This is a genomic window from Legionella steelei (genome assembly GCF_001468005.1).
Lineage (GTDB): Bacteria > Pseudomonadota > Gammaproteobacteria > Legionellales > Legionellaceae > Legionella > Legionella steelei.
In genome coordinates this window covers 1-23,417 of record NZ_LNYY01000016.1, presented here as the reverse complement: position 1 = coordinate 23,417, position 23,417 = coordinate 1, and the positions used below count along the sequence as shown (strand labels likewise).

Here is a 23,417-nt window from a genome sequence, read left to right as displayed (position 1 = left end):
AATGGATACTAAGTTTAATCAATTAAAGTTAGTCAAATTAGGTATAGATACATTACAGGAATTTATTATCTATATGCGTCCTGATTGTTTTATTTGCAAATCAGAAGGTTTTGAGTCTCTAACACAGGTTATTGTTACTTTAAATAATCATTCTATTGTAGCCACATTAAATATGGTTCATTCCAATATTCTCAAAGAAAATGAGGCTGGTTTATCTGAAAGCGCTTGGGAAAGACTTGGTGCTCAGGTGAATGATTCAATCATTATCTCACATTTACCTCCAGTTACTTCAATAGGTCATGTGCGCTCGAAAATTTATGGAAATGCTTTAAATGCAATCGAGTTTCATGAAATCATTAGTGATATTGTTGCTGGAAAATATTCAAACATTCATTTATCTAGTTTTATTACCGCTTGTAGTCTTAATAATTTGAGTACAGAAGAAATCATTTATTTAACTCAAGCAATGATTGAAACCGGTGAGCGATTGCATTGGACTCATCCTATGATACTTGATAAGCACAGCATCGGCGGAATTCCTGGAAATAGAACCACACCCATTGTTGTGCCTATCGTTGCGGCTGCGGGTCTAATTATTCCCAAAACCTCTTCACGAGCGATTACTTCACCAGCTGGCACTGTAGATACTGTCGAAACGATGACTACTGTAGATCTCACGGTAGATAAAATTCAACAAGTTGTTGAATGCGAGGGGGGATGCATGGCCTGGGGTGGTGCTTTGGGTTTAAGTCCAGCCGATGATATATTGATTCGGGTAGAGCGTGTTTTGGATCTCGATCCTATGGGGCAAATGATCGCTTCCGTACTTTCTAAAAAAATTGCTGTTGGTGCAACTCATGTATTAATTGATTTACCCGTAGGACCTACAGCAAAAATTCGTTCCGATGTAGAATTTTCTCAGTATCAGAAGTATTTTTCGATAGTGGGCAAAGCCTTGGGCATCCATGTAGAGACCTTAAAAACCATTGGAACTCAACCCCTGGGTATAGGAATTGGGCCTGCACTTGAGGCAAAAGATATATTATCTGTTTTACGTAATGAACCACTTGCTCCTGTTGATCTAAAAAATAAGGCACTTGCTCTGGCTGGAATTTTATTGGAGTTTGGTGGCAAAGCCCACTCTGGCCAAGGGGTATATTTAGCAAAGCAAATACTAGAAAGTGGTGTTGCTTTAAATAAGTTTTTGGCAATTTGTAAGGCACAAGGGGGATTTAAAGAACCCCCAACGGCCTCATTGACAAATGAAATTGTTGCATTATCTGAGGGCGTCATCACTGAAATTGATAATCGAAATCTGGCTAAAGTCGCCAAATTAGCAGGGGCACCTCATGACGCTGCCGCAGGCATTGAGTTTTTTGCAAAATTGGGTACTAGAGTTGCGAAGGGGCAAACCTTATATAAGATTCACGCTGAATCTAAAGGGGAATTGAATTATTCCTGCACCTATGCCCTATCTATGCCCAATATAATTAAAATTGAACCTGAATAAAAGGTTAAGAACATGGACGATAATATTCTTTTTTCATTGCCAGGAAATATGGAGCTGACAGAATTAATTGCAAAAAAGCTGGCGATTGAAATAGGTAAGGCTGAAATCCGTTCTTTTCCCGATGGAGAGTCATACATCCGCATTGATTCAGAGGTAAAAAATAAAACAGTGATTTTGATTTCTACCCTTAATGATCCTAACTCTAAAGTATTGCCATTACTTTTTATGGCGCAAACACTTAAAGAGTTAGGAGCTAAGAAGCTTTGCATAGTCAGTCCTTATCTTTCTTATATGAGACAAGATAAACAGTTTCAGCCAGGGGAAGCCATAACTTCAATTCTTTTTGCACAATTAATTTCAAGTTACTTTGATTGTATGATGACAATCGATCCTCATTTGCATCGTATTCATAAACTCTCTGAGATTTATGCTCTATCTGGATTATTAACGTTACATGCGACAAAAAAAATATCTGAGTGGATTGTGAATCATGTGAGCCATCCAGTTCTCATAGGCCCTGATGCAGAAAGTAAGCAATGGGTTTCTGAAATAGCCGATTACCATAAACTCCCTTTTATTATAGGGGATAAGCAACGTTTTAGTGACCGAAAAGTAGTTATTTCTTTACCAGAAATTAAAAACATAGGCCTTACGCCGGTATTGGTTGATGATGTGATTTCTACAGGTGTCAGTATGCTTGCTGTACTTAAGCAATTACAGCTACGAGGATTTAAAAAAGCATTATGTATTGGAGTCCATGCTTTATTTGATCAAGAAACTGAAAAAAGGCTTCTTTTGGCAGGGGCTGAGCGAGTTATTTCATGCAATACAATTATTCATAAAAGTAATCAAATCGATATTTCAGATCTTCTTGTTAAAGGAATAATCTCATTATGTTAGAAACATTACTTTCCTTTATCATATCTCTATTGATTGGTTTGCTGATCGGCATTGAAAGAGAACGAGGTCATCCTGAAGGAAGCCAATTTATTGGCGTTAGAAACTTTATTTTATTATCGATGCTTGGCACATTGGTTGCTGTTTTACAGCAGACAATCCTTACCATCACTGTGAGCTTTTTTGTTATAGGCATTTTGTTACTCAATTACTATCAATCGATTATTAAGCAGAAAAAACACAATAGCATTGAAATATTAACTGAAATTACTGCCTGCTTCATTTTTTGTTTGGGTTATATGGTCCCAACCTCGCCATTTTTGGCAATTACTTTAAGTGCGATTATTTTGCTTGTACTCATTGAACGTCAACGTTTGCACACTTTGGCACGAGAAAAATTCAAACCACATAAAATTGAAACAGTAATTATCTTAGTTATTTTTACGTTAGGGATTTTACCGCTTCTTCCTGATCGCACATTTGATCCTTGGCATTTATTTAATCCAAAAGATTTTGGTTTATTAATTGCAACAGTTGCAGCGATTCAATTAGGGGGTTATATAGCAATTCATTTATTTGGTGAACGCTTAGGCATCCCCTTAACAGGGTTTTTAGGAGGATTGGTGTCAAGCACTGCTGTTTTTGCCCAATTGCATGATACATTAAAACGATATCCCCAATCCGAATGCGTTATTCTTGCTTCAGGGCTTCTAGCTACAGTTGCAATGTTAGTCGATGTGCTAATAATTATTTTGATTGCATCTCCAGCTTTGCTTATTTTTATTATTTGGCCCATGCTGGCTATGATCTGTAGCGGAGTTTTATTCTCGGCTGTTCTGCTTTATTTTCAAAAAAAATCAGAGCGTGCCCCCACGTTACTTGCAACCCCACTTAATCTCTTATCTATATTACGTACCTCTATTTTTATAGGATTATTATTGCTCATCATTGCCATGGCAAGACGAATTATCTCAATTAAAGGGATTTTATTGTTTTCATTTTTGGGTGGACTTCTTGAGATCCATGGTATTTCCTTAGCAACAGGCCTGCTTTATTTGGGAAATCAAATGCATGCTCATGACGCACGCCTGATGTTATATATTGCTATTCTTGCCAGTTTCATCTCAAAAATAGCATTATTATGGAGTTTAACACCGGCACGCTTTGCTTTTCACGCCACTTTATTATTGCTTGGAGTGTTAGCTAGTGGCGTTGTCATTTACTCAATCGGGATTTAAATAATACCTACCTTATGACAAGGCCTGATTTTATCTCCAATTAAGAATTACAGGCGGTTTGTGCTCTGTGGGCAAGGTTTTACTCGATGGCCAACCAAGAATTATGGGCGCTACAGCGGTCATTTTTTTAGGTATCCCTAACTCTTTTTTCCACTCTGGTAGATTTAACGCCGCAACTGAAAATCCAATGACACAAGAAGCAAGGCCATAAGTAAGGGCGGAAAGCATTAAATTTTCGGCAGCGAGCCAACAGTCAGCACTGACGAATTTTCCTTTAAAGGTGCTATAGATAACAATTAAAGTATGTGCATTATAAAAAACATTGAATTCCTTTTGTTGTACCACCTGCAAAACGTGCTCTTCTTGTAAGTCTATGCTTTTCTTTTTATCATTTATTGTTAACAGCTTAGCACTGTCTGAAATGCGTTCTAATAGGGCTTTATTCTGAATCACGACAAATCCTCTGGATTCTTCATGAAGCGCTGAAGGGGCATGTACTGCTGCATCTAATAGCTGATTGATAATTTCGGAGTCAACTTTTTTAGGCAAGAAACTACGTACAGCCCTGCGGTTATATATCGCATCCATTACATCAATTTTATAACGATGTATCAATTCTGGGTTTTCCATGTCTTGCTCCTAGCCTTTTCTAGGATTATAGCAAATCCTGGCAACTATGATTTTAATGCATTGCCAAAAGCTAACAGACCATCCCAAATACCCCTTGTAATTTGCCAGCCCGGCCATTTTGCACAACATCTTATTTTTCATCAAAAATTCCATTTTCAATATAATCCATATGCATGGCTTATGAAACGTCAATAATTACCTTCAATGCCTGCGTCTTTTCTGCTTGTCCAAAAGTATCATAGGCCTCAAGAATATTTTCAAACTTAAAATGATGACTGATTAATGAGTGTGGATCCATCTTATGAGCACATAAAGCTTTTAATAACATAGGTGTGGATACCGTATCGACTAATCGGGTAGTGATGGTAATATTTTGTGACCATAAACGCTCTAGATGAAGATCGACTTTTGTCCCATGTACTCCGATATTTGCAATAGTACCGCCTGCAGCCACAAGCTCTTCAGTAAGAACAAATGTAGATGGGATACCTACAGCTTCTATAGCTGTATCTACTCCACGGTTATTGGTTATCTGCATCACTTTACTTGCTGCTTTACCGTCATGATTACTTATAATTTGAGTTGCGCCTAAACGTTTGGCTCTGTTCAAACGATTCTCATCCACATCAATCATAATAATTTCAGCTGGAGAGTAAAATTGGGCGGTAAGTAGTGTTGCCAAACCAATAGGGCCCGCGCCTACAATAGCTACAGTGCTTCCTGGCTGTATTTTGCCATTCAACACACCACATTCAAAACCTGTAGGTAGAATATCACTGAGTAAGACTAAATCCTCTTCATTAACTCCTTCAGGAATTTTGTATAAACTCGTATCAGCCTGAGGAATCAACACATATTCAGCCTGTGTTCCGTCGATTGTATTCCCAAGAATCCATCCGCCTTTAGTGCAATGAGAATACATTCCTTTACGACAAGGTTCACATTTACCACAAGAAGTAATGCAGGAAATAATTACTTTATCTCCAGGTTTGATTTCGGTTACTCCTGAACCTACATTCTCCACAATGCCAATACCTTCATGCCCTAAGATACGCCCAGGCGCACAAGTAGCAACATCACCTTTTAGAATATGCAGGTCAGTTCCACAAATAGTTGTTTTTTTAAGTTTTATCACTGCATCAGAAGGGTTTTTAATCGTGGGTTTGGGGCGCTCTTCTAGAGCTTTCTTTCCAGGTCCCTGATAAATTAATGCTTTCATTTTATAGACTTTCCTTGTTTGATATCTTTAATAAGCTGTTTACAAGTGACTTCATACTAAAATTCTAAATATTATCAAATTGTGCTTATTGATTGCTTTTTAAATTGTGATTCATCTTAACAGTTTGTCAAGTTATGGTATTCCGGGGACGGTCCGGGACCGGTGCCGATGTGTTTTGAACAAGTTGACTAATAATTAACAGATTCCGTCCCGGACCGTCTCCCTGTTTAATATTTGGTCTATGCTTTTATTAATTCAATCAGTATTGGTAGGGAATTATTATGCAAGAAAAGGAGCAGCCTAAAAAAGAAGAGAAAGAATCTTCATTAAGCCTAGATCAAAAAAGAAAAATATGCGTTAAAAATATACAAATTGTTATGGAGACACTGCTCAAAGAGCATCCTGAGCAATTTAAAAAATTTCCAATTAGCTCAACTTTTCCAAATGGCTATTTTAAAGTAGCCTCCTTAGAGCAGCCTAAGAGGGCCAGTGGCTTGGTAATGGGCAAAGATGAAAATGCTGGAGTGGGATTTCTTTCTGTTATGCAACCCACAGGTGAAGCTTGTAAAGTGATAAGTAAGCTTTTTGAAGAATTCACAAAAGTAAGGCCGGTTTTAAGATATCATGGTTTTAGTGAAATAGGTTTTGTTTGTAAAAATACTGAAGCAGAAGTAGATTTACTTTTAAAGAAATCAGAGCAGCTTAAAAATCTATATGGTCTGTTTGATATCAAACTATTTAGGTCATTAGCATCCCCAGTACCCAGGGCTACAGGAGGTCTTGGTTTTTATGATAGAAAGCCAAAATCTGCGCTTGAAGATGAAAACATCTCTGCCTTGGTCGCTAAACTATTTACAGGGAAATCTATGCATTCAGTTAAAATAGAAGCGGATCTAATAAGCTTTAGAGGTCAACGCGAAGAGGTCGAAGGCGTCTTCACGAAAGCAATGGAAGCCTTAAAAGAGGATGGCCTTTCAGCAGATGGGATATTGTCCAATTTAAAAATAAAATATGAGCCAACTACTGAAGTAACACTCGATATAGGAAAAGTTGCTGCTGAATTGAATAAGCCTAAAGAAGGATTGGGACTAGACTTGGGTGGCAATTAGTAAAATATTTAGGGGACGGTCCGGGACGGGAACCGATGTGTTTTGAACAAGTTGATCAATAATTAACGGAGTCCGTTCCGGACCGTCCCCATGAAAAAACAAGCACACTTTTTAATGAAATTTAAGCGTGCTCACAGAGCAATGCTTTTGCTGGCCTCAATACATCATTTATGGCGAGGAGGATGACAAAACTGCTCCTTTCTCTAAAGGATAGCTAGAATCTTCTTCTCTCAACCCAACATCAAAAAGTTTTGGCCCAGTTTTCCTAATTTTAGAGTTATTAGATTTGGGAGTTTTTTCTGATGTTGCTAATAAAGTATTACTTTGAAGTGCATTTGAAGTAGGGATTTGACCTGCTTTTTCTATCGATGGCTTCTCTGTCGGTGAAGGCTCTTGAGTCGATTTTTTTCTCTGAAAAACGGAAGGCCAAGTAAAGGCTATCGATACGAATACTAAAATGATTGGAGACAATATTGCCATGGTAACGGTTAATGCAAATTTTTCTCCTATTGCTTCTCCCAGCGTTTCACCAACATGCATTCCGCTGCGAATTCCACCAGCAACAGAATAGGCAAGAGAGTCACCTATCAAAGCAAATAATTTGAGCATGTTAATGGCTCCATGCTTTATCTTTTGAGCTTTTGTTTGATTTTTTTCCGGTGGTTGATATATCGATTCAAATTTTTCTTTTAGATCGACATACGTTTTCGGGTTAAAGACTTTATATACTTGTGAAAAAGTATTAACAAACATGGTTGTCGAAGTACATATCATCGCAATAGTATGTGCTAAAAGGGTATCAGGAGTCGCACCTACAGCATTAAAAAACTTATTAACCCCTGATACGGTAGTAAACCAAGTTAGCGTCGCATAAACAGCTAAAAAGATCGTACTTACCATTCCTAATAAGATACATCGCAAAAGACCATAGGGTTTTTTATAATCTTCAATAAAAAGATTTTTAAATTTTGCATAATTTTCACGTATGCCTACAGCTTGAAACGAATAAAAAGAGACAGCTGCAATCACAGATAACCCAATCGTAGCTGCCAAAACCAGAGGGTTAGAGATGAGCAGGCCTGCTCCTAAAAAAGTGAGGAGTCCTACGAGACCAGCATATCCAGTAATGCCGGCAGAAATACATGCTAACAATGTCACGACACCAAAAAGTAATTTCTGACCTCTATCGAGTATTGTTTTTTCCTTTGCATTTTCTTCTGGGGTCTTAAATGTTTTTTGTTTACTCGGTTGAAAGCCAGCACTATCAAGCATGGCTTGTCCACGGCTTAATAAGCACACTATTCCGTTACATAAGGAAAGTACCATCGCTATGGCAAGGCTAAGGCCAAAGGGTGCCCCCAAAGTGCTTAATAATCCCAGGCAAAATACCATGCAAAGCGCCATGGAAGTAACGACTTTGCCAATGACTAATGGCACTCCTTTTAGCAGTCTATTTCTATTTTGATCGGGGGTTCTTGTAAATTCTTGGCCATTGCTAGAGCAGGTAGCAATTTGTAAGACCTCTTGCTTAGACAATCTTTTGCCACCCGAAAGTATCTCGCCCCATTTAAAGGTAAGGAAACTCCAAAAATAGTGGGAAAACGGACGTATTAAAATATCGGTTATTCGAAGATCCCCATTTAGAATGGCATGTTGGACTTTTTGCGATTCTACTTTAGAAAATTGATATTGGTCGAAAGAAGCAATAATCCAATCTTTTTGAGTACGGAATTTTCTTCTTAAAACCATTATGACATCAGGACGTTTATAAATAGTAGAATCGATTTGTTCTTGTTCTAATAAACTAACTATTTCTTTCATTCCGACAAATCCTTTTTTAACACAAAGTGCGTAGCTTATTTATAATTTCACAAGAATTCCATTTAAATTTTAAAAAAATAATTATCAATAGGTGGGATGCCAGGATTATTTTCATCAGAAAGATTTGACATACTGTGCAAGTTACATTCTAATCTTATTTTTTTCATGATATGGACAATCATGGCATTTTTAAGTTTTTTAAAACCTGCTCCTTATCTTGATGAAATTCAAGATAAAACCATTGTTGAACGGCAATATCGTTATTGGCGTATTCGTACCTTTTATGCAATGTATATAGGGTATGTGTTGTTTTATTTTACGCGAAAAAGTTTTACCTTCGCGATGCCTGCATTACAAAGCACCTTGGGGATGACCAAAACTGAACTGGGAATGATTGCGAGCATACTGAGCTTAAGTTATGGCATCAGCAAATTTTTGAGTGGAATTCTTGGCGATAAGTCAAATCCTCGTTATTTAATGGCGATTGGACTAATTTTGACGGGTATTTGTAATATTTTGTTTGGCTTGTCTTCCACTTGGTGGTTATTTGCGATTTTTTGGGGCTTGAATGGTTGGTTTCAAGGGTGGGGATGGCCAGGATGTACTAAATTATTAACCCATTGGTATTCTCAATCTGAACGTGGTCGTTGGTGGAGCATTTGGAATACATCACATAACGTTGGGGGTGCATTAATTCCATTGATTGTTGCAATATGCGCACAGTATTTCGGCTGGCGTTCAGCCATGTTTGTACCTGGAATCATCTGCATTTTAGGAGGGCTTTTTTTAATCAATCGTTTAAGGGACACGCCGCAATCGCTTGGTTTACCTGCGATAGAGCAATATCGGGACGATTTTTCTGGTTTATCCAATCAGCACCAAGAAAAAACAGAACTCTCAGTCAAAGAAATTCTTTGGAATTATGTGTTAAGCAACCCATATATTTGGATACTGGCTATTTCTTATGTGTTTATTTATATTGTCCGCACGGCCATTAATGATTGGAGCATGCTGTACTTAACGGAGGCGAAGGATTATTCCTTAATCACAGCAGGAAGTTGTGTTATATGGTTTGAAGTTGGTGGTTTTTTTGGAAGCCTGGTTGCCGGCTGGTTTTCTGATAAAATATTTCAAGGTAAGCGCAATCCAATCAATGTTCTCTTTACTGCAGGTGTCTTTGTTACTTTGTTGCTATTTACGTTCACTAAGGGATATACACCATTCCTCGATTCTTTATTTCTTTTTTTCTTTGGCTTTTTTATCTTTGGACCACAAATGATGATTGGTATGGCCTGTGCGGAGTTAACACATAAAAAAGCAGCGGCGACAGCAACTGGTTTTGCCGGATTTTTTGCTTATTGTGTAGGTGCTGTTCTGGCTGGTGCTCCTTTGGGTGCAATTATCAAAAATTATGGCTGGGATAATTTCTTCCTCACATTGTTTATTTGCTGTTTGATTCCATTATTTATGATGCTGCCACTCTGGCATGTGAAAGCCCATCCAAGGCATCGTAAATCAGAATTTTCAGAAAAATCTGAGTTTGCGTAGTAGGTTCCAGTGCAAAGCAAGCGTAGCCCGTATTAGCGAAAGCGCAATACGGGACTTTGTCCCCATATTATTTATGAGGGAGAATCAATCTTATTTTCGTCTTCTTTTTTACCACGCATTCCATAACAGGCACTAATACAACTCGATATAGCCCCCAGAAAAAATAAAATAAAAAGAATCCAGCCATTCCAAGCTAAATGTTTAGGATTCGCATTAATCATTTTTTGTGTAGGAGCATTTTGTTGAGATGTTACAGAAACATTAACATCTGCTGCAGAAATTTGCGTAGGAGCTAGATTAGGATCTAAGTTTTCCTCATAAAATGAAACATAATGAGTCAGAGGCATAATGAGTAAGGCGCTCAACATTAATACCAAGCTCCAAGTAATAAATCCATAAATTACACCACCATGGCAGTAGCAATGATGAAATCGCCCCAAATAACCAGCGACAAATCCAGCTGCACCCATTGAAACAATGACCCCAATTAATAAACCTAAAACACCACCAATTGCAACAGCAGGAGCAGTATTGGGTGAAGAGGTATATGCACTTAAACCTATGGCCATACTAAAAATATTCAGTAAGAAAGTAAGCCCTACACCAACAAAAGCCCCTGCAATAATTGCGGTCCAATGAATATTGGTTATTGTCGCCTTATAGCATTTTTGATTGTCCATAATGAAAATATCCTTGTTTTAAATGTGAGAAACCAACCAAATTAGTACTAATAAACTGACTGGAACACCTAACAACCATGCAATAATGTATCCCATGATTTTTCTCCTAAGTTATTTCCAACTATAAAGGCTCTGAATAATAGTTTCTCATTGCTTGAATAAAGGAATCGGCATTCATGTCAGGCCAGTTAGACTTATCAAATCCTGGAGAATTTACTAATTTTTCTTGATCTATATTTAAAATGAATGTTTCCAACATAGGATCGTAGGAAAAAACCTTCCAAGGTAGAGCAAACAACTTATCTCCTAAACCCAAAAAACCGCCAAAAGAAAGAACTACATACGCTACTTGACCACTCAGTTTATCGATCATTAGCGCTTCAATTTGACCTAGGTCTTCTCCTGCCTGATTTTCTACACAAATACCGACAACATCATTTGAGTTTACAAGCTTCATTATATTCTCCTTAATCTATTGAAGTTTGTTAGAACACATCATGACTGTACAAATAAGGGATTAGGTTAATTATAGAGGAGATTATAATTTTGGTGTAAAATTTACCATAATGTATTTAAATTGACTGATTCGTGGATTCTTTTTTAGCTCAAGTTTAACAAAAATTCTCATTGATTTTTTCCCCACGTCGGTGAAATATGTAAAACTTCATTTTTCAGAGGCAGGAAAATAATCTTCCGGTTATGAAAAAGGCCTTAGCTTTTATAAAGCGCATACCTCGTAGGGAAAATTTACTTTAAGGAAATTAAAATTTCGTTGAAGATAAACTTATACAAGTAACAAAATAATTAAAATAAGGAGAATTAAACCTACTCCACCACTTGGATAATATCCCCATTCCCTGCTATATGGCCATCTAGGAAGTAAACCTATTAAGAGCAAAATTAATATAATAAGTAGAATTAAATGCATAATAAAATTCCTTTTCTTAGTAGAAAGTTCTTTAAATAAATATCCTATTTGCATTATAGCTGAGATTTTATTCTTAGCTGAAAGTAGAAAGACTTCGCCCATGTTGTAGATACTTAGGTATGTATTTTCTTTTAGATTATTACGAGGGTATTTGATTGCTAGTTTCAGTTTTTATTTGATTCATTTATTTATACAGCGCATATAATGCGTGTCTGTAATATAAATTGGGGACGGATCCCCATGTGTTTTGAACAAGTTGACTAATAATTAACGTAGTCCGTCCCTATTGGTTCTTTGCATGACAGCACTCTTGAGATTCTAGTACTAGGATGATAAAGTGCCTGAAAATTTATCTGTTTGTGAGTTATTTATGTCATTTAGTTTTTTCACCCAGCCCAAGATCAATCGTATTGCAAACAATTTGGAAGCCACACTTGCCGAAACTTGTCGACAACGGTGGGCAAATTATCTTCACAATCTTCCTAGCGGCTATCCAAGTATTATATATAATAATCATCTTAAAGATGTGGAAGTGAATCCGAGAGAGCTTGTTGATACCTTTGCACCTTTTAGGCCAAAGGAGCATTTTTCTTGGGATATTATTCATTCATCTTCCGACGCAAAATTTCATTTGTCGATAGAGAACGCCAGGAAACAATATATTTTTTACAGTGAATTAGTAAAAAAAGCCCGCGAGATTAATGCACTACTCTCCCAGGAAAAACCAAATTATGACTTAATTATTCGGCTCGCTAGTGAGATTAAAAACGCTTCAACAACAGTGCCTTCAGTAATAAACGGAGAGCCGATAGAATTAAATATAGGTTGGACGGTTGGGGGCAATCTAGCAATCGATTTCTTTTCCGGTGTGTTTGGTCTAGTTCATGCACCTATTATGGCCTTAGCTAGTATTTTTTGTATGCCAGCTTATGCTCTTTCTTATTCTGCATATTGTGGAAGCCCGCAGTTCTTTTTGGATACAGCTTTGTATTTTTGTAACTCCGTATGTCAAATAATCTCTTCTGTTCTATTTCCTCTGAATATGCTCTATTCAAAGTACACTACAGACTCTTTTAATACCCTTACTAAGGGTGATGCGCAGAGAGCAGTGGAAGGAGTAATTGCCTTGGCTACAGCTCAGAGAGGGGAGCATAATGAGGTGGAAGTGATATCTCAGCAAACATCTTTGCACGGACTTGATTAAACCAAGGTTGGTTGGCTTTTTTGCATCATGTAAGCAAGCGTAAATCGGAGCTTGGCTCGAGCTACGCTTGTTATTATATCCATGGGGACAGTCCGGGACGGACCCCAATGTGTTTTGAACAGGTTGGTTAATAATTATTAAAGAAAATGATAAAGAGCAATCCAGTAGGTGATATTGGTGTGATTAATACGGATAAAATCCAGCCTACGGTCAAGAGATTAAAGAGTTAAAACAAGAAGGTCTTTTGGCTTCCCACGTAAAGCATTTTACAAATAAAGTATCGTAACAATCATCTGGAAGCCGACCATGGTAAGCTTAAGCGGCATTATCAATGCTGTTCGTGGATTTAAAACGGCCTATGCGAACATTAAAGGACTTGCAATCATGCGTATGTTTAAAAAAGGACTGTTCAATAGTTGGATGTATGGAGCTCGAATCGAAGTATCTTTCATCAAGGAGCAAACTAGTCTATACAGTTGAGCTTCTACCTATAAATTATGATTTTTTTAATTGTTTATTTTTTGCAACGGAGCCTAATTTTCTCCAGTCGTTTTTTAATTTGTTAATAAAAAAGAAGTTAATCCCATTATTATCATTGATAGTGAACTAGAATTTAATCAAAGATCTTAGAGAGTTAACCAAGAAGTGTTGTTTGGCCGAATGTAAATCCGGTGATGATTGATGTGATGAGCGGGTGTAGCCTGGGTGAAACGAAGTGAAATTGGTTCTGACCCTTTGGGCCTAAATCCAGCAAGCGTAGCTCGTTTGCTTGCAAACGGATTGAACTGCAAATTTAGGAAATAGAGTTGCCAAATAGCCTGGTTGCAAGCAACCAGGCTACGCTCGCTAAAGTAATTGTAGAGACAATCTTAAGCTCTATTACTGAACTATAAGCGCTGTTATACATGGAATTTAGATACCTCAATGAGGTTTTATTATTTAAGGAAATAAAATGAATAAAATTCACTTCAAAACTGCAAAGGTTAATGGCCTGAATTTGTTTTATCGAGAAGCGGGAACCATGGGACAACCGAAATTGCTTCTGCTGCATGGATTTCCAACTTCAAGCCATATGTTTAGGGACTTGATCCCACTCCTCTCTGATCAATTCCATATCGTAGCACCTGATTTGCCCGGGTTTGGTAGAACAGAAATGCTGCCACGTTCGGAATTTAGGTACACCTTCGATAACATCGCGAAGGTGATCGATAAATTCACAGAAGTTATAAAATTTAATAAATTTGCAGTCTATATTTTCGACTATGGAGCACCTATTGGCTTGCGGATTGCAATTAAGCATCCGGAGCGCATCACCGCGATCATTTCTCAAAATGGGAATGCTTATGAAGAGGGATTGAGTGATGGTTGGACGCCAATCGAGGCATATTGGAAAGATGCATCGAGCGCGAACCGAGAAGCTTTACGTGCATTTTTGACACCAGAGATAACGTTTTGGCAGTACACGCATGGGACTAAAGATGCTTCAGAAGTTTCTCCAGACGGTTATTCGCTCGACAATTATTATATGAAGCGTCAAGGTGCCGATGAAATACAGTTGGATTTGTTTGGTGATTACAAATCAAATGTTTCTCTCTATCCTGAATTTCAACAGTATTTCCGAACTTACAAGCCCCGATTTTTAGCCGTTTGGGGTAAACAAGATCCGTTTTTCCTACCTCAAGGTGCAGAGGCATTCAAGCGTGATAATCCAAATGCAATCGTGGAATTTTTTGACACAGGACACTTTGCTCTCGAAACTCATGTGCAAGAAATCGCTAACAGTATTCGAAGATTCTTAGGGTGACGTCATGGAATATGTTCATTTTGAGCTAAATAAAATAGGAGACTATTGGGACGACTAAAATTCTCTTTGAAAGTCCTTTGATTTTGTCTACATGACTTTTTCGAATTACTAGGCGAATTCTAGCTCCAACAGTGTCGGACTCAAATACGCAAATCTCACGCAAGGATATTTTAGCAACTTTATAGGAATTTTACTGGAAAAGTCATTTGGTTTTCATAAAAATGACTATTTGAGATGTAAGGTTGATATCATTTAATTATAGTATTGATTTATGATCAAATTGAGTTTTTTAATAAGTTCTCCATATTATTGCTACAATCTGTATGGCAGTGAAAATTTTTCAGTCAAGCTAATCTATATAGCTATCCCCAACAGTGAACCAATACCTGCACTCACCATCATCGCCAGTGTTCCCCAAACCACAACACGCAGTGCTCCTAATATGATGCGAGCTCCGCCAACCTTTGCAGCCACAGCTCCAAGTAATGCCAAAAATAGAACCGCCATCACTGATATTGCTAGAATAAGATAGGTTCTTGGAACAATAAAAATGATTAATAAAGGTAATAATGAACCCAGCGTAAAACTACAAGCGGAAAACATTGCTGCCTGAAGAGGGCGTGCACTCGATATTTCTGTAATACCAAGTTCGTCGCGAGCATGTGTACCTAATGCATCCTTAGCCATCAATTGTTTTACAACTTCTTTTGCGAAAGAGGGCTCTAATCCACGATTGATGTATATAGTGGTTAGCTCTTCAATTTCATTTGGTAAACTCGACTCAAGTTCTTTCTTCTCACACTGTAGAGCAGATTTTTCTGTATCTGCTTGTGAGCTTACGGATATATACTCGCCCGCAGCCATCGACATAGCACCAGCAATTAATCCTGCAATCCCTGCTACAAGTATTCCATTATATGGCGTGTGCGCAGCAACAACACCAATTAACAAGCTCGATGTAGAGATAATTCCGTCATTTGCACCTAGTACGGCGGCGCGTAACCAGCCAATTCGTTCAATTCGATGATATTCTTTATGTTGCATATATATCAAAACTCCTATGTGGAATAAGTCTGAGTCGATATGCCGCCAAGTTACTCTTGTGGCATATCAGATTTATGTTTATATACTGCATTTTCAGGAATATCAGTAGCTGAGTAGACACTTATTATTTTGAATGGTTTCTTCGCATTGAGATTAATAAAATTATGAGGAATCCCTTGAGGGATAAAGATCATATCACCTGCTGCGACAGTTGAATTTTTGCCGTTGAGAATCGATTTAGCTTGACCTTCAACAACGAAAATAACCTGATCAAATTTATGAGTTTCCATTCCAATCTCATTGTTGGGGTTGGTCTTAGGTGTGATATTCATAAAAACAACCTGTGCATCTTTACCTGTCACCAGTGCTAGCTTCCAGTTTTCATTGCGTTTTGCCATTTCAAAAATTTTGGGAGTAATGACCGCATTTATTTTATTATCAATGGTACTTTCTTCAGAACTAGCAAATGATGATGTTGCGATTAAAGTTGACACCAATAACGTAGATATAAAAGTTCTTTTTATCCCTTTCATTTTCATAAATGCTCTCCATAATTTAAAGTTAGCGATTCACTATATATCAACATTTGATCTATTTTTGAGCTGCGCAATAAACACAAAAGCCTATTTAGTGTAGCATATGGATTAAATTGGACATGATGAAATTAGAACAAACTATAATTTACTCCATAAATATTGGCTAATTCACTAGGCCTAAGCGTCTTGATCTACTTTCATAGAGTTAATTATTCGTCGTTAAGTTTATATGGGTATTGATTTTCTATACGCCATAAAAATTCACTAACAAGTACTCATAGACCATTGCAGTAGGCTCCCGAAAAATAGAACAGCATACTCTATAATTAAATGAAAAAATTAAGTTAGATACCTTGCTTACTTGGTGTCCACGTTTTTCCTATTGGCAAAATGTACAGAGGATCTTCTTCATTTGTAATATGCAAAATGTTTTTGATCTGAACATCATCAAAAGATCCTATTGAAACGGTACCTAGATTTAAGGACACAGTTTGTAAATAAATATTTTGCGCCGCATGACCAGCCTCCATTAGGACATAACGTTTTCCCCTCTCACCATATTTATTTGTTGTACGTGAAAATAAAGCCGTTATCACTATATCAGCAGCCCCAGATTTTACTGCGCTTTGTCCAAAGGCCGCTTTAGCAAGCTCAATACGTACATCTCCATCTCTTAATTTTTGGAGTATATGTTTCCTGGGTACATAGTGATAAATACCAGGTGATAAATTTTCTATATCTCTAGCGACTAAATAAAATTCCAATGGGTAAAGAGCTCCTGCTGAGGGAGTTGTACGAAATCCATTGTTAGAAGTTATCCCTTGTGCTGCCCAGAGAAGCTGAGCAATTTGTTGCATTGTTAGTGATTGGCTATTGTAAATTCTTATTGATCGACGTTTTTTTAATGCCTCTTCAATAGAGGTTGGGCTAGAGAAAACCGGGTTAGGTAATTTTACTTCAACTTGAATTTTGGTAAGTGCATTAGTCGGGGATTTATTTAAGTTTATTACCCGTAAAACAAGAAATAAGAGATTTAAAATTGTTATTACTATTAGAAACAGAGTCCATTTGTGGCGTATAAAACCCATTAGCTACCTCTCGATATATAGCCATTATGATAAAAGTAGCACATTGGATTTGAACTTGCATACAATTTTTAACTCTTTGTATTTCATTAAAAAATTAATATATTGAATGAAATAAACCCTCTCGATAAAACAGTCTAGATTGAAATGGATTGTTATTGAACCATAATTAAAATAATAGAGATGGAGGAACAAATGTTTAAACTTCGTGATGTTGTAATATTCTTTGCAGGCGCAGAATTTTTTCATACTCTAAGTCACATCATTTTACCATATTTCATTACTTTGCCTTTGGATATGGGATTTATGATGTTTACTTCCAAATTGAATATTTGCGCAATTATTATTAATGCGATTATTACAATCCTACTGTTATGGTGGGCGAGTCGTCTTAACAATGATACAACGATTCGCTCTTAAGGTGCTATCCGCGCGAGCGATAGGTTTAATTAATAAGCATTACTTGATTAATTTTGCTTTATGTGAGCATTTTTAATTGATTCTTGAATAGAGTCACCGCAATAATAATAAACACTGGCCCGAGCAGGATTCCAGACATACCTAGAGGGTCAAGCCTTGCTTTGTGCTAAACGCAGAAATTATCAAATAAACACAAGTCTGATAATTAGCGGCATATAACAGCTGATACTTTTTTAGAGAGCTGTATGCAATCCTCGCTTAGAGGTTGTGCCTCACAATACGACTAACCCATGAATAATGTAATCCAAAGTGTTCTCCAATTTCTGCAAAGCTAAATTGTCCTGTAGCATAAGCAATTTTGATGCATTCATTTCTATGAGGAGAGGCATTAGAATACTTGGTTAAAGATTCTTTAACGGGTTTATAATGGGATTGGGATATATAGGTTAATTTTTTTTCTTGTTCCATTTTTGATTGCATTTCATTAACGAATACCTCAGAACCAAGGAAAATTTGATTTTTTAAATTATCCCATGGGGTTTTAGCGCTTCTACCTTCATGAACAAATTGTTTGTATTTATCAGTTGCTATTAACAAATTGGAGTTAAAAGCCGAAAGAAGGAATTCTATTGATAACCAATTAGGTTTAGGTGCCTGATTTATAGTTGCTTTATAACTACTCCAAGCCCAATCTTCAGGGAAAAATACTATCTTAGCTCTTACTGGATTTAAAACAATATATCGAGATAGTTCGAGTAAATAAGATTCTTTTTCTATTAATATCCCTTTAAATCGTCCTTGGAAAACATGTCCTACACGGTGATGTCTTTGATTAAACTTTTGCGTGTAAATTCCATTGAGTAACTGCATTCCTTTGCTAAGGTTTCCTAAAGGAGTTTCTATTAGTAAATGGTAATGATTGCTCATAAGACAATAGGCATGACACACCCATTTACATTTGTTGCATACATGCGTAAATATTTCTAGAAATAAAACTCTATCTTCATTTGATAAATAGATATCTTCCTGTTTATTTCCTCGTGACGTTATGTGATACATCGCACCACAATACTCAATGCGTAAAGCTCTAACCATGTTGGACTTCCATTTTTCCTTTGGGCGATAAAGCTAATGCATTTATTTATTGGAGTCAAATCATTAAAAATTGTTAGGACGATTTGAATGTTGGTGGACAATTTAATATTTAAGCACGAAGCAAGGCTTGACCCTCTATGCTTGACCTAGGGGATTAGATCCCGTTGATTGCATACGGCATATTTACACAGATAACCTGGTTGCCTTTGCTTTACAGTATTGCTCGATCATTTTACCTGCAGAGACGTTACCAATACGAGACGAAGTATTAAAATCTTGACAACCTGCTTCTTTGTTTTGCCTTTTTATAAACATAATACCTCGATTTTTATAGACTTCTGAATCGAATGGATTGAGCTTAATAGCCAGATCAAAATCATTTTTTGATCCTTGGTAGTCGTTGAAAGAAAAACGGAGAATAGCTCTCAGATTGTATGCTTCTGCCATATTTTGGTTTAATTTTATAGCTTGATTTATATCGTGCAAAGCACCATTGCTGTCTTGGGAGGCGTATTTTGCAAGTCCACGTTTGACATACATAACAGCTGAATTTGGTTGCAGTTTAATTGCTGTGTCCAAATCGTTGATAGCATCTGAATAATTATTAATTTTCATATAAAGAAGCGAACGGTTTAGATAAGAAATAGCCTCAGAAGGATTGATTTCAATTGCTTTTGTATAATCTGCTAATGCTTCGCCTAACTGATTGTTGTTGATTAAAGCATTCGCTCTTGCACCATAAGCTCGAAAGAGATAAGGCACCTCAGGATTTTTTTTAATGATATCCGTCATAAAGCTGATGTTATCTTTCCAGATCGTATTTCTTTGTACAGTGAGTCCCATAAAAATAAGAGAGTAGAGTAGCAATAGAGCATATAACATTCGCTTGGCATGCTCATTTATATGGAGTTTTTCTTCCTTTATCTCATTATAAAATGAGCCAATAATAAAGAAAATACCGATATATGGAAAATAACCATATCGTTCTGTAACGATAAACAACCTTGATGGTATGATTTGAATATTGATTAAAATGCTTATCAAAAAAAGAAGAAGCCCAAACTGTACATATTTTTTAACTCTAGCAATTTGCCACACAAGACCTATCAGTGTTAATAAAATAAAAGGTGAAACATAATAAATTAAAGGTAAATAACCATTAATTTTTGGAGGATACACATAGATGGCACATAAATGAATTGGAACAAAAATTTTGTATATATAAAAGACCAAAGAATAACAGATCAAACAAATAATCTCAGGGTAACTGTAAGAAATTAATATGCTATTTGTAATATTATCTATGGTATTTTTATCTGAAATTGCAATAATCCCAAAAATACAAGACAAAATGAAAAACGGCGTTTTTTCAAGTAAAATGCCTTGTAGCATTTCTCTGTTTATTCTTGAATAATAAAAATCGATTACTAACAAAACGAGGGGCAAGGTAACCGCTTGTGCTTTGGAAAATAGAGATAAAAGAAACGCTAACCCAACAAAAAAGAGATATTTTTTCTGTGCTAATTTGATGTAATTTAAATAAAACAGGATTGCTATGATGTAAAAAAATGTATACATACTGCTGCTACGTGCTGAAATCCAGGTTACAGCCTCCACATTCATAGGGTGAATTGCAAATAACATTGCAACAATCAGTGCAATGACACGTTTTTGAGATAATCTCACTATAAATAGATAAACCAGAAACACATTCAGCAGATGAAAAATGAGATTAAACCCGTGTAAGGGAATAGTTTTTAGTTGAGAAAAATAATGATTAATGGCAAAGCTCAGCACAGGTATTGGCTGATACATAATGAGGTAGTAATGAGAAAAATAAAGTTTTAGATTATGCCAAGATAATTGCGTTATTTCCGGATAAGTAAAATACTCATTGTCATCGAAATTCAAGAGCCCATTTTCAAGAGCATTAGCATAAATAAAAACAGTTATGATAAACAATCCTATAAGACATATATATGCTCTTTTTTTCGTCAAAAAGTCATGCTCTGTTATAGGCTTATTGAGGTGGTTTTGAATTTTTTTTTTGTTCATTTAGATCTTTGCCTATGCTCTTAAAATACATACCCAATTGAAAGACCAAACGATTGACCAACAAATGCGCTTTCTCCAGAAATGCTTCTCACGGGTGATACCATAATTGTACCGCAATTTGCTAATACAGGTTCAAATATATTAATAGCTCCGCCTGTTGTAACGTCATTTGTTTGGTTATATATTGCCTTGTGTATCTAAAGCAATCCCAGTAGGATTGTTAATAGCAGCACTTCGTATAATACACGTGGGGGCCGTATTACCAGACGTTCCTGCTCCAAAAACATAAATCTCATGGCTCTTTGCATTAGTCACCCAAATATTGCCCATTTTATCAATAAAGAGCCCATTTGGTTCATTAAGTAATGTACGGTCGCCTGAGATTGTAACCATTGGTTTTGTAGGGGAACTTTCTTGGATAAGACCTGCCGCAAATTGTTTGATGGAATGACTACCTTGATTGGCTACCCAAATGTTATTACTACTATCGAGGGTTAAAGCTAAAGGTACATCCAATCCAGCGTCCTTTCCAGTAATAATCCTACTTGGAAAGGGATCAGCATGCTTTCCTGGTACTTGATAGATCGCGGCTGGATAAATGAATATTGCATTATTGCGATCTGCGACATAGATATTACCCCCAGTATCGGTCACAACCGAAACAGGCTGGTTAGCACCCATTGAAATACTGACTAAAGAGGGCAAATCTTCTTTCAGCGTACCATTGATGCTGGCTGGCAGTCGATACACAGTTCTACTCACTCTATCTGCGATCCAAAGGTTGTTATTAGTATCAATATGCACACTTTCTGGTTGTAATCCGGTAATCTTATAAGAAGTCGCAGTGGTATTCCGATCGACTACAGAAAATGTTTGCGCAATGGAAGATCTGTCACCATCATTAGTATGGGCCTGTGTTATACTGGCAACATTCGCATTATATTGCCAGGTGTTCCCGACATTGTCTAAGCCCATGCAGAATGCCGCTGTTGGACAAGAAATTGAAGTAATGGCATGTGTCATATCAAGATCTGAGGCAACGCTCCAGGCAATTCCATTGTATCGTAAAGCAGCGCCTTTATTATCTGTAGCCATACAAAAAGCAGTTCCTAAACACGAGACTGCGTTCATTGCAGCAGAGCCTATTGTACCTTCATGATATTGTGGCGTCCAAGTGTTTCCATCATAACTAAAACTATTACCAGCATTGTCAACACTCATGCAGAATGAACCGCTATTTGGTGTGCATGAAATAGCACTTAAGCCATGAGCACTAATAGGATTATCTCGATAAGTTGTCCACATTGTGCCATCATAACGGCTGGCATTACCTTGTCCATCAACCGCAATACATTCGGTATCGCTTGCACACGAGACAGCCTTTAAATCAGAACCAATTCCTACTGATTTTGCATGAGTCCAAGTTGTCTTGTTATAAGCAAAGGCATTCCCATGATTATCTATCGTCATGCAAAAGGATGTCGTGGGGCAATATACAGACACAGGCTCGCCATCTGTATCGAATTGAGTACCTGTGCTCCAAATACCGTTATAAATAAAAGCATATCCACCCGTATCTATAGCGATACAGTTAGCAGCATTGGCGCAAGAAACAGATTTTAACGCATGCTTAGTGTCGATCTTATCAGTCTCGTTCCAATTTGTGCCATCATAGCGAAATGTCGTGCCATCTGCTTTAACAGCCATACAAAACAAGGAGCTTGGACAAGAGATGGCTGTTAAATAATCTGGAGTTACCTTAGGCGGATTCTGTTCCTGGCTAACGCTTTCTTCATTAGGCAGATTTTGTTCCTGGCTAACGCTTTCTTCATTAGGCAGATTTTGTTCCTGGCTAACGTTTTCTTCATTAGGCGGATTCTGTTCCTGGCTAACGTTTTCTTCATTAGGCAGATTCTGTTCCTGGTTATCTTTTGCTTCATTTTTTGAAGACTGATCTGTGAGGGCAGTTACAGTTAGAGTCGCGTTGCCACTGGTTACTGAAGCAGGAACAGCTGCCGAATCGGTTACTACGACACGATAAAGATCGCCGTTGTTTCCGGATATTGTTAAGGTACCCGTGGTATAAGACGCTGTTGTACCTCCTGTGCCTGTACTGACATTGACAAAGGAAGAGAGGCCTTGAGAATTTACCTGCCATTGGTAAGAATAAGGGGCTGTTCCATTTGATGTAATGGTAGAGAAAGTGGCGGTATTGCTTACACTCAGAGAAATCGTTTGATTAGAAGGAGTAGAAGTACTCAGAGCTGCATTAACGGTCAGCGTTGCAGCGCCACTGGTCACGGATGTCGGAACCGCTGCGGAATCAGTGACTACCACTCGGTACGTATTCCCACTGCTGCCGGTCGTTAAACTTGCGGTGGTATAAATAGCGCTAGTGCCACCTGTTCCGCTAGATACGTTTGAGTAAGCACCGCCTGTGCTGACCTGCCATTGGTACGAATAAGGGCTGGTTCCATTCGACGCAGTGGTTGAAAATGTTGCCGTTTGCCCTGCATCCACCGTGGTGTTAGATGGTGCAGAAGTACTAAGCGCTGCATTAACGGTCAGCGTTGCAGCGCCACTGGTCACGGATG

Annotated in this window: 20 protein-coding genes and 1 pseudogene; 9 read left to right on the top strand and 12 right to left on the bottom strand. The window is 37.4% G+C overall.

Translation table 11 applies throughout. From position 1 onward, the window contains the following. Window position 1: 1 nt before the first annotated feature. From Lste_RS03265 to Lste_RS03255, 3 genes are read left to right on the top strand one after another with little or no spacing between them, the layout of a single operon-like run. Window positions 2–1,510 carry a thymidine phosphorylase family protein gene (locus Lste_RS03265; RefSeq protein WP_058509660.1) on the top strand — a complete coding sequence of 503 codons (1,509 nt, stop codon included), beginning with the start codon at window positions 2–4 and terminating at the stop codon, window positions 1,508–1,510. Between the two features lie 12 nt (window positions 1,511–1,522). Further along, on the top strand, window positions 1,523–2,410 hold the full coding sequence (locus Lste_RS03260; RefSeq protein ID WP_058509659.1) for a ribose-phosphate diphosphokinase: 888 nt from the start codon (window positions 1,523–1,525) through the stop codon (window positions 2,408–2,410). After that, window positions 2,404–3,645, top strand: coding sequence for an MgtC/SapB family protein (locus tag Lste_RS03255; protein ID WP_058509658.1), 1,242 nt, complete (start codon window positions 2,404–2,406; stop codon window positions 3,643–3,645). The genes Lste_RS03260 and Lste_RS03255 overlap by 7 nt, the downstream gene beginning before the upstream one ends. Window positions 3,646–3,675: 30 nt before the next feature. Here Lste_RS03255 and Lste_RS03250 read toward each other — a convergent pair whose 3' ends face one another. Both Lste_RS03250 and Lste_RS03245 read right to left on the bottom strand, forming a co-directional pair. After that, window positions 3,676–4,275 (bottom strand): nitroreductase family protein, encoded by a 600-nt coding sequence (locus Lste_RS03250; protein ID WP_058509657.1) that lies wholly within the window; start codon window positions 4,273–4,275, stop codon window positions 3,676–3,678. Between the two features lie 178 nt (window positions 4,276–4,453). After that, window positions 4,454–5,494 (bottom strand): zinc-dependent alcohol dehydrogenase family protein, encoded by a 1,041-nt coding sequence (locus tag Lste_RS03245; protein ID WP_058509656.1) that lies wholly within the window; start codon window positions 5,492–5,494, stop codon window positions 4,454–4,456. 281 nt (window positions 5,495–5,775) lie between these two features. Between Lste_RS03245 and Lste_RS03240 the strand changes: the two genes are divergently transcribed. After that, window positions 5,776–6,603, top strand: coding sequence for a hypothetical protein (locus tag Lste_RS03240; RefSeq protein WP_058509655.1), 828 nt, complete (start codon window positions 5,776–5,778; stop codon window positions 6,601–6,603). A gap of 168 nt (window positions 6,604–6,771) precedes the next feature. On the opposite strand, the gene Lste_RS03235 is transcribed toward Lste_RS03240, so the two are convergent. Beyond that, the gene (locus Lste_RS03235; protein WP_058509654.1) at window positions 6,772–8,424 is read right to left on the bottom strand and encodes a hypothetical protein; all 1,653 of its coding nucleotides are present in this window, start codon (window positions 8,422–8,424) and stop codon (window positions 6,772–6,774) included. 180 nt (window positions 8,425–8,604) lie between these two features. On the opposite strand from Lste_RS03235, the gene uhpC reads away from it, so the two are divergent. Beyond that, on the top strand, window positions 8,605–9,972 hold the full coding sequence (gene uhpC / locus Lste_RS03230; protein ID WP_058509653.1) for an MFS transporter: 1,368 nt from the start codon (window positions 8,605–8,607) through the stop codon (window positions 9,970–9,972). A 71-nt stretch (window positions 9,973–10,043) separates the two neighbouring features. On the opposite strand, the gene Lste_RS03225 is transcribed toward uhpC, so the two are convergent. From Lste_RS03225 to Lste_RS18675, 3 genes are all read right to left on the bottom strand, one after another. Further along, entirely contained in the window at window positions 10,044–10,652 is a 609-nt protein-coding gene (locus tag Lste_RS03225) for a hypothetical protein (RefSeq protein WP_058509652.1), read from the bottom strand. Between the two features lie 121 nt (window positions 10,653–10,773). Beyond that, complete coding sequence (locus Lste_RS03220; RefSeq protein WP_058509651.1) at window positions 10,774–11,109, bottom strand: PRC-barrel domain-containing protein; 336 nt, start codon at window positions 11,107–11,109, stop codon at window positions 10,774–10,776. Between the two features lie 327 nt (window positions 11,110–11,436). After that, complete coding sequence (locus Lste_RS18675; protein WP_083503903.1) at window positions 11,437–11,580, bottom strand: DUF3309 family protein; 144 nt, start codon at window positions 11,578–11,580, stop codon at window positions 11,437–11,439. Window positions 11,581–11,917: 337 nt separating this feature from the next. On the opposite strand from Lste_RS18675, the gene Lste_RS03210 reads away from it, so the two are divergent. From Lste_RS03210 to Lste_RS03205, 3 genes are all read left to right on the top strand, one after another. Then, window positions 11,918–12,784, top strand: a complete 867-nt coding sequence (locus tag Lste_RS03210) for a hypothetical protein (RefSeq protein ID WP_058509649.1) — start codon at window positions 11,918–11,920, stop codon at window positions 12,782–12,784. Window positions 12,785–13,090: 306 nt separating this feature from the next. Continuing rightward, a complete protein-coding gene (locus Lste_RS19780; RefSeq protein WP_420324178.1) occupies window positions 13,091–13,264 on the top strand; it encodes a hypothetical protein in 174 nt (57 codons plus the stop codon). Between the two features lie 472 nt (window positions 13,265–13,736). Beyond that, window positions 13,737–14,588, top strand: a complete 852-nt coding sequence (locus tag Lste_RS03205) for an alpha/beta fold hydrolase (RefSeq protein ID WP_058509648.1) — start codon at window positions 13,737–13,739, stop codon at window positions 14,586–14,588. A gap of 354 nt (window positions 14,589–14,942) precedes the next feature. Here Lste_RS03205 and Lste_RS03200 read toward each other — a convergent pair whose 3' ends face one another. From Lste_RS03200 to Lste_RS03190, 3 genes are all read right to left on the bottom strand, one after another. Continuing rightward, complete coding sequence (locus Lste_RS03200; protein WP_058509647.1) at window positions 14,943–15,632, bottom strand: VIT1/CCC1 transporter family protein; 690 nt, start codon at window positions 15,630–15,632, stop codon at window positions 14,943–14,945. A gap of 50 nt (window positions 15,633–15,682) precedes the next feature. Then, a complete protein-coding gene (locus Lste_RS03195) occupies window positions 15,683–16,171 on the bottom strand; it encodes a cupin domain-containing protein (protein ID WP_058509646.1) in 489 nt (162 codons plus the stop codon). Window positions 16,172–16,512: 341 nt separating this feature from the next. Beyond that, entirely contained in the window at window positions 16,513–17,256 is a 744-nt protein-coding gene (locus tag Lste_RS03190; protein ID WP_058509645.1) for a SagB/ThcOx family dehydrogenase, read from the bottom strand. A 192-nt stretch (window positions 17,257–17,448) separates the two neighbouring features. Between Lste_RS03190 and Lste_RS03185 the strand changes: the two genes are divergently transcribed. Next, the gene (locus tag Lste_RS03185) at window positions 17,449–17,673 is read left to right on the top strand and encodes a hypothetical protein (protein WP_058509644.1); all 225 of its coding nucleotides are present in this window, start codon (window positions 17,449–17,451) and stop codon (window positions 17,671–17,673) included. Window positions 17,674–17,931: 258 nt separating this feature from the next. Here the strand turns inward: Lste_RS03185 and Lste_RS03180 are convergent, their stop codons facing one another. From Lste_RS03180 to Lste_RS19240, 3 genes and pseudogenes are all read right to left on the bottom strand, one after another. After that, window positions 17,932–18,768, bottom strand: coding sequence for a transposase (locus Lste_RS03180; protein WP_058509643.1), 837 nt, complete (start codon window positions 18,766–18,768; stop codon window positions 17,932–17,934). A gap of 183 nt (window positions 18,769–18,951) precedes the next feature. Next, window positions 18,952–20,823 (bottom strand): tetratricopeptide repeat protein, encoded by a 1,872-nt coding sequence (locus tag Lste_RS03175; protein WP_058509642.1) that lies wholly within the window; start codon window positions 20,821–20,823, stop codon window positions 18,952–18,954. A 177-nt stretch (window positions 20,824–21,000) separates the two neighbouring features. Then, window positions 21,001–23,417: pseudogene (locus Lste_RS19240) on the bottom strand (hypothetical protein); the annotation flags it as partial.

What these genes read in the sequence shown, in the direction of transcription:
- uhpC (WP_058509653.1), top strand. Translation starts at nt 8,605, where the DNA reads ATGGCATTTTTAAGTTTTTTAAAACCTGCTCCTTATCTTGATGAAATT.
- Lste_RS03265 (WP_058509660.1), top strand. Translation starts at nt 2, where the DNA reads ATGGATACTAAGTTTAATCAATTAAAGTTAGTCAAATTAGGTATAGAT.
- Lste_RS03240 (WP_058509655.1), top strand. Translation starts at nt 5,776, where the DNA reads ATGCAAGAAAAGGAGCAGCCTAAAAAAGAAGAGAAAGAATCTTCATTA.
- Lste_RS03220 (WP_058509651.1), bottom strand. Translation starts at nt 11,109, where the DNA reads ATGAAGCTTGTAAACTCAAATGATGTTGTCGGTATTTGTGTAGAAAAT.
- Lste_RS03185 (WP_058509644.1), top strand. Translation starts at nt 17,449, where the DNA reads ATGTTTAAACTTCGTGATGTTGTAATATTCTTTGCAGGCGCAGAATTT.
- Lste_RS03190 (WP_058509645.1), bottom strand. Translation starts at nt 17,256, where the DNA reads ATGGGTTTTATACGCCACAAATGGACTCTGTTTCTAATAGTAATAACA.
- Lste_RS03205 (WP_058509648.1), top strand. Translation starts at nt 13,737, where the DNA reads ATGAATAAAATTCACTTCAAAACTGCAAAGGTTAATGGCCTGAATTTG.
- Lste_RS03255 (WP_058509658.1), top strand. Translation starts at nt 2,404, where the DNA reads ATGTTAGAAACATTACTTTCCTTTATCATATCTCTATTGATTGGTTTG.
- Lste_RS19780 (WP_420324178.1), top strand. Translation starts at nt 13,091, where the DNA reads ATGGTAAGCTTAAGCGGCATTATCAATGCTGTTCGTGGATTTAAAACG.
- Lste_RS03235 (WP_058509654.1), bottom strand. Translation starts at nt 8,424, where the DNA reads ATGAAAGAAATAGTTAGTTTATTAGAACAAGAACAAATCGATTCTACT.
- Lste_RS03180 (WP_058509643.1), bottom strand. Translation starts at nt 18,768, where the DNA reads ATGGTTAGAGCTTTACGCATTGAGTATTGTGGTGCGATGTATCACATA.
- Lste_RS03245 (WP_058509656.1), bottom strand. Translation starts at nt 5,494, where the DNA reads ATGAAAGCATTAATTTATCAGGGACCTGGAAAGAAAGCTCTAGAAGAG.
- Lste_RS03200 (WP_058509647.1), bottom strand. Translation starts at nt 15,632, where the DNA reads ATGCAACATAAAGAATATCATCGAATTGAACGAATTGGCTGGTTACGC.
- Lste_RS18675 (WP_083503903.1), bottom strand. Translation starts at nt 11,580, where the DNA reads ATGCATTTAATTCTACTTATTATATTAATTTTGCTCTTAATAGGTTTA.
- Lste_RS03250 (WP_058509657.1), bottom strand. Translation starts at nt 4,275, where the DNA reads ATGGAAAACCCAGAATTGATACATCGTTATAAAATTGATGTAATGGAT.
- Lste_RS03260 (WP_058509659.1), top strand. Translation starts at nt 1,523, where the DNA reads ATGGACGATAATATTCTTTTTTCATTGCCAGGAAATATGGAGCTGACA.
- Lste_RS03225 (WP_058509652.1), bottom strand. Translation starts at nt 10,652, where the DNA reads ATGGACAATCAAAAATGCTATAAGGCGACAATAACCAATATTCATTGG.
- Lste_RS03195 (WP_058509646.1), bottom strand. Translation starts at nt 16,171, where the DNA reads ATGAAAATGAAAGGGATAAAAAGAACTTTTATATCTACGTTATTGGTG.
- Lste_RS03175 (WP_058509642.1), bottom strand. Translation starts at nt 20,823, where the DNA reads ATGAACAAAAAAAAAATTCAAAACCACCTCAATAAGCCTATAACAGAG.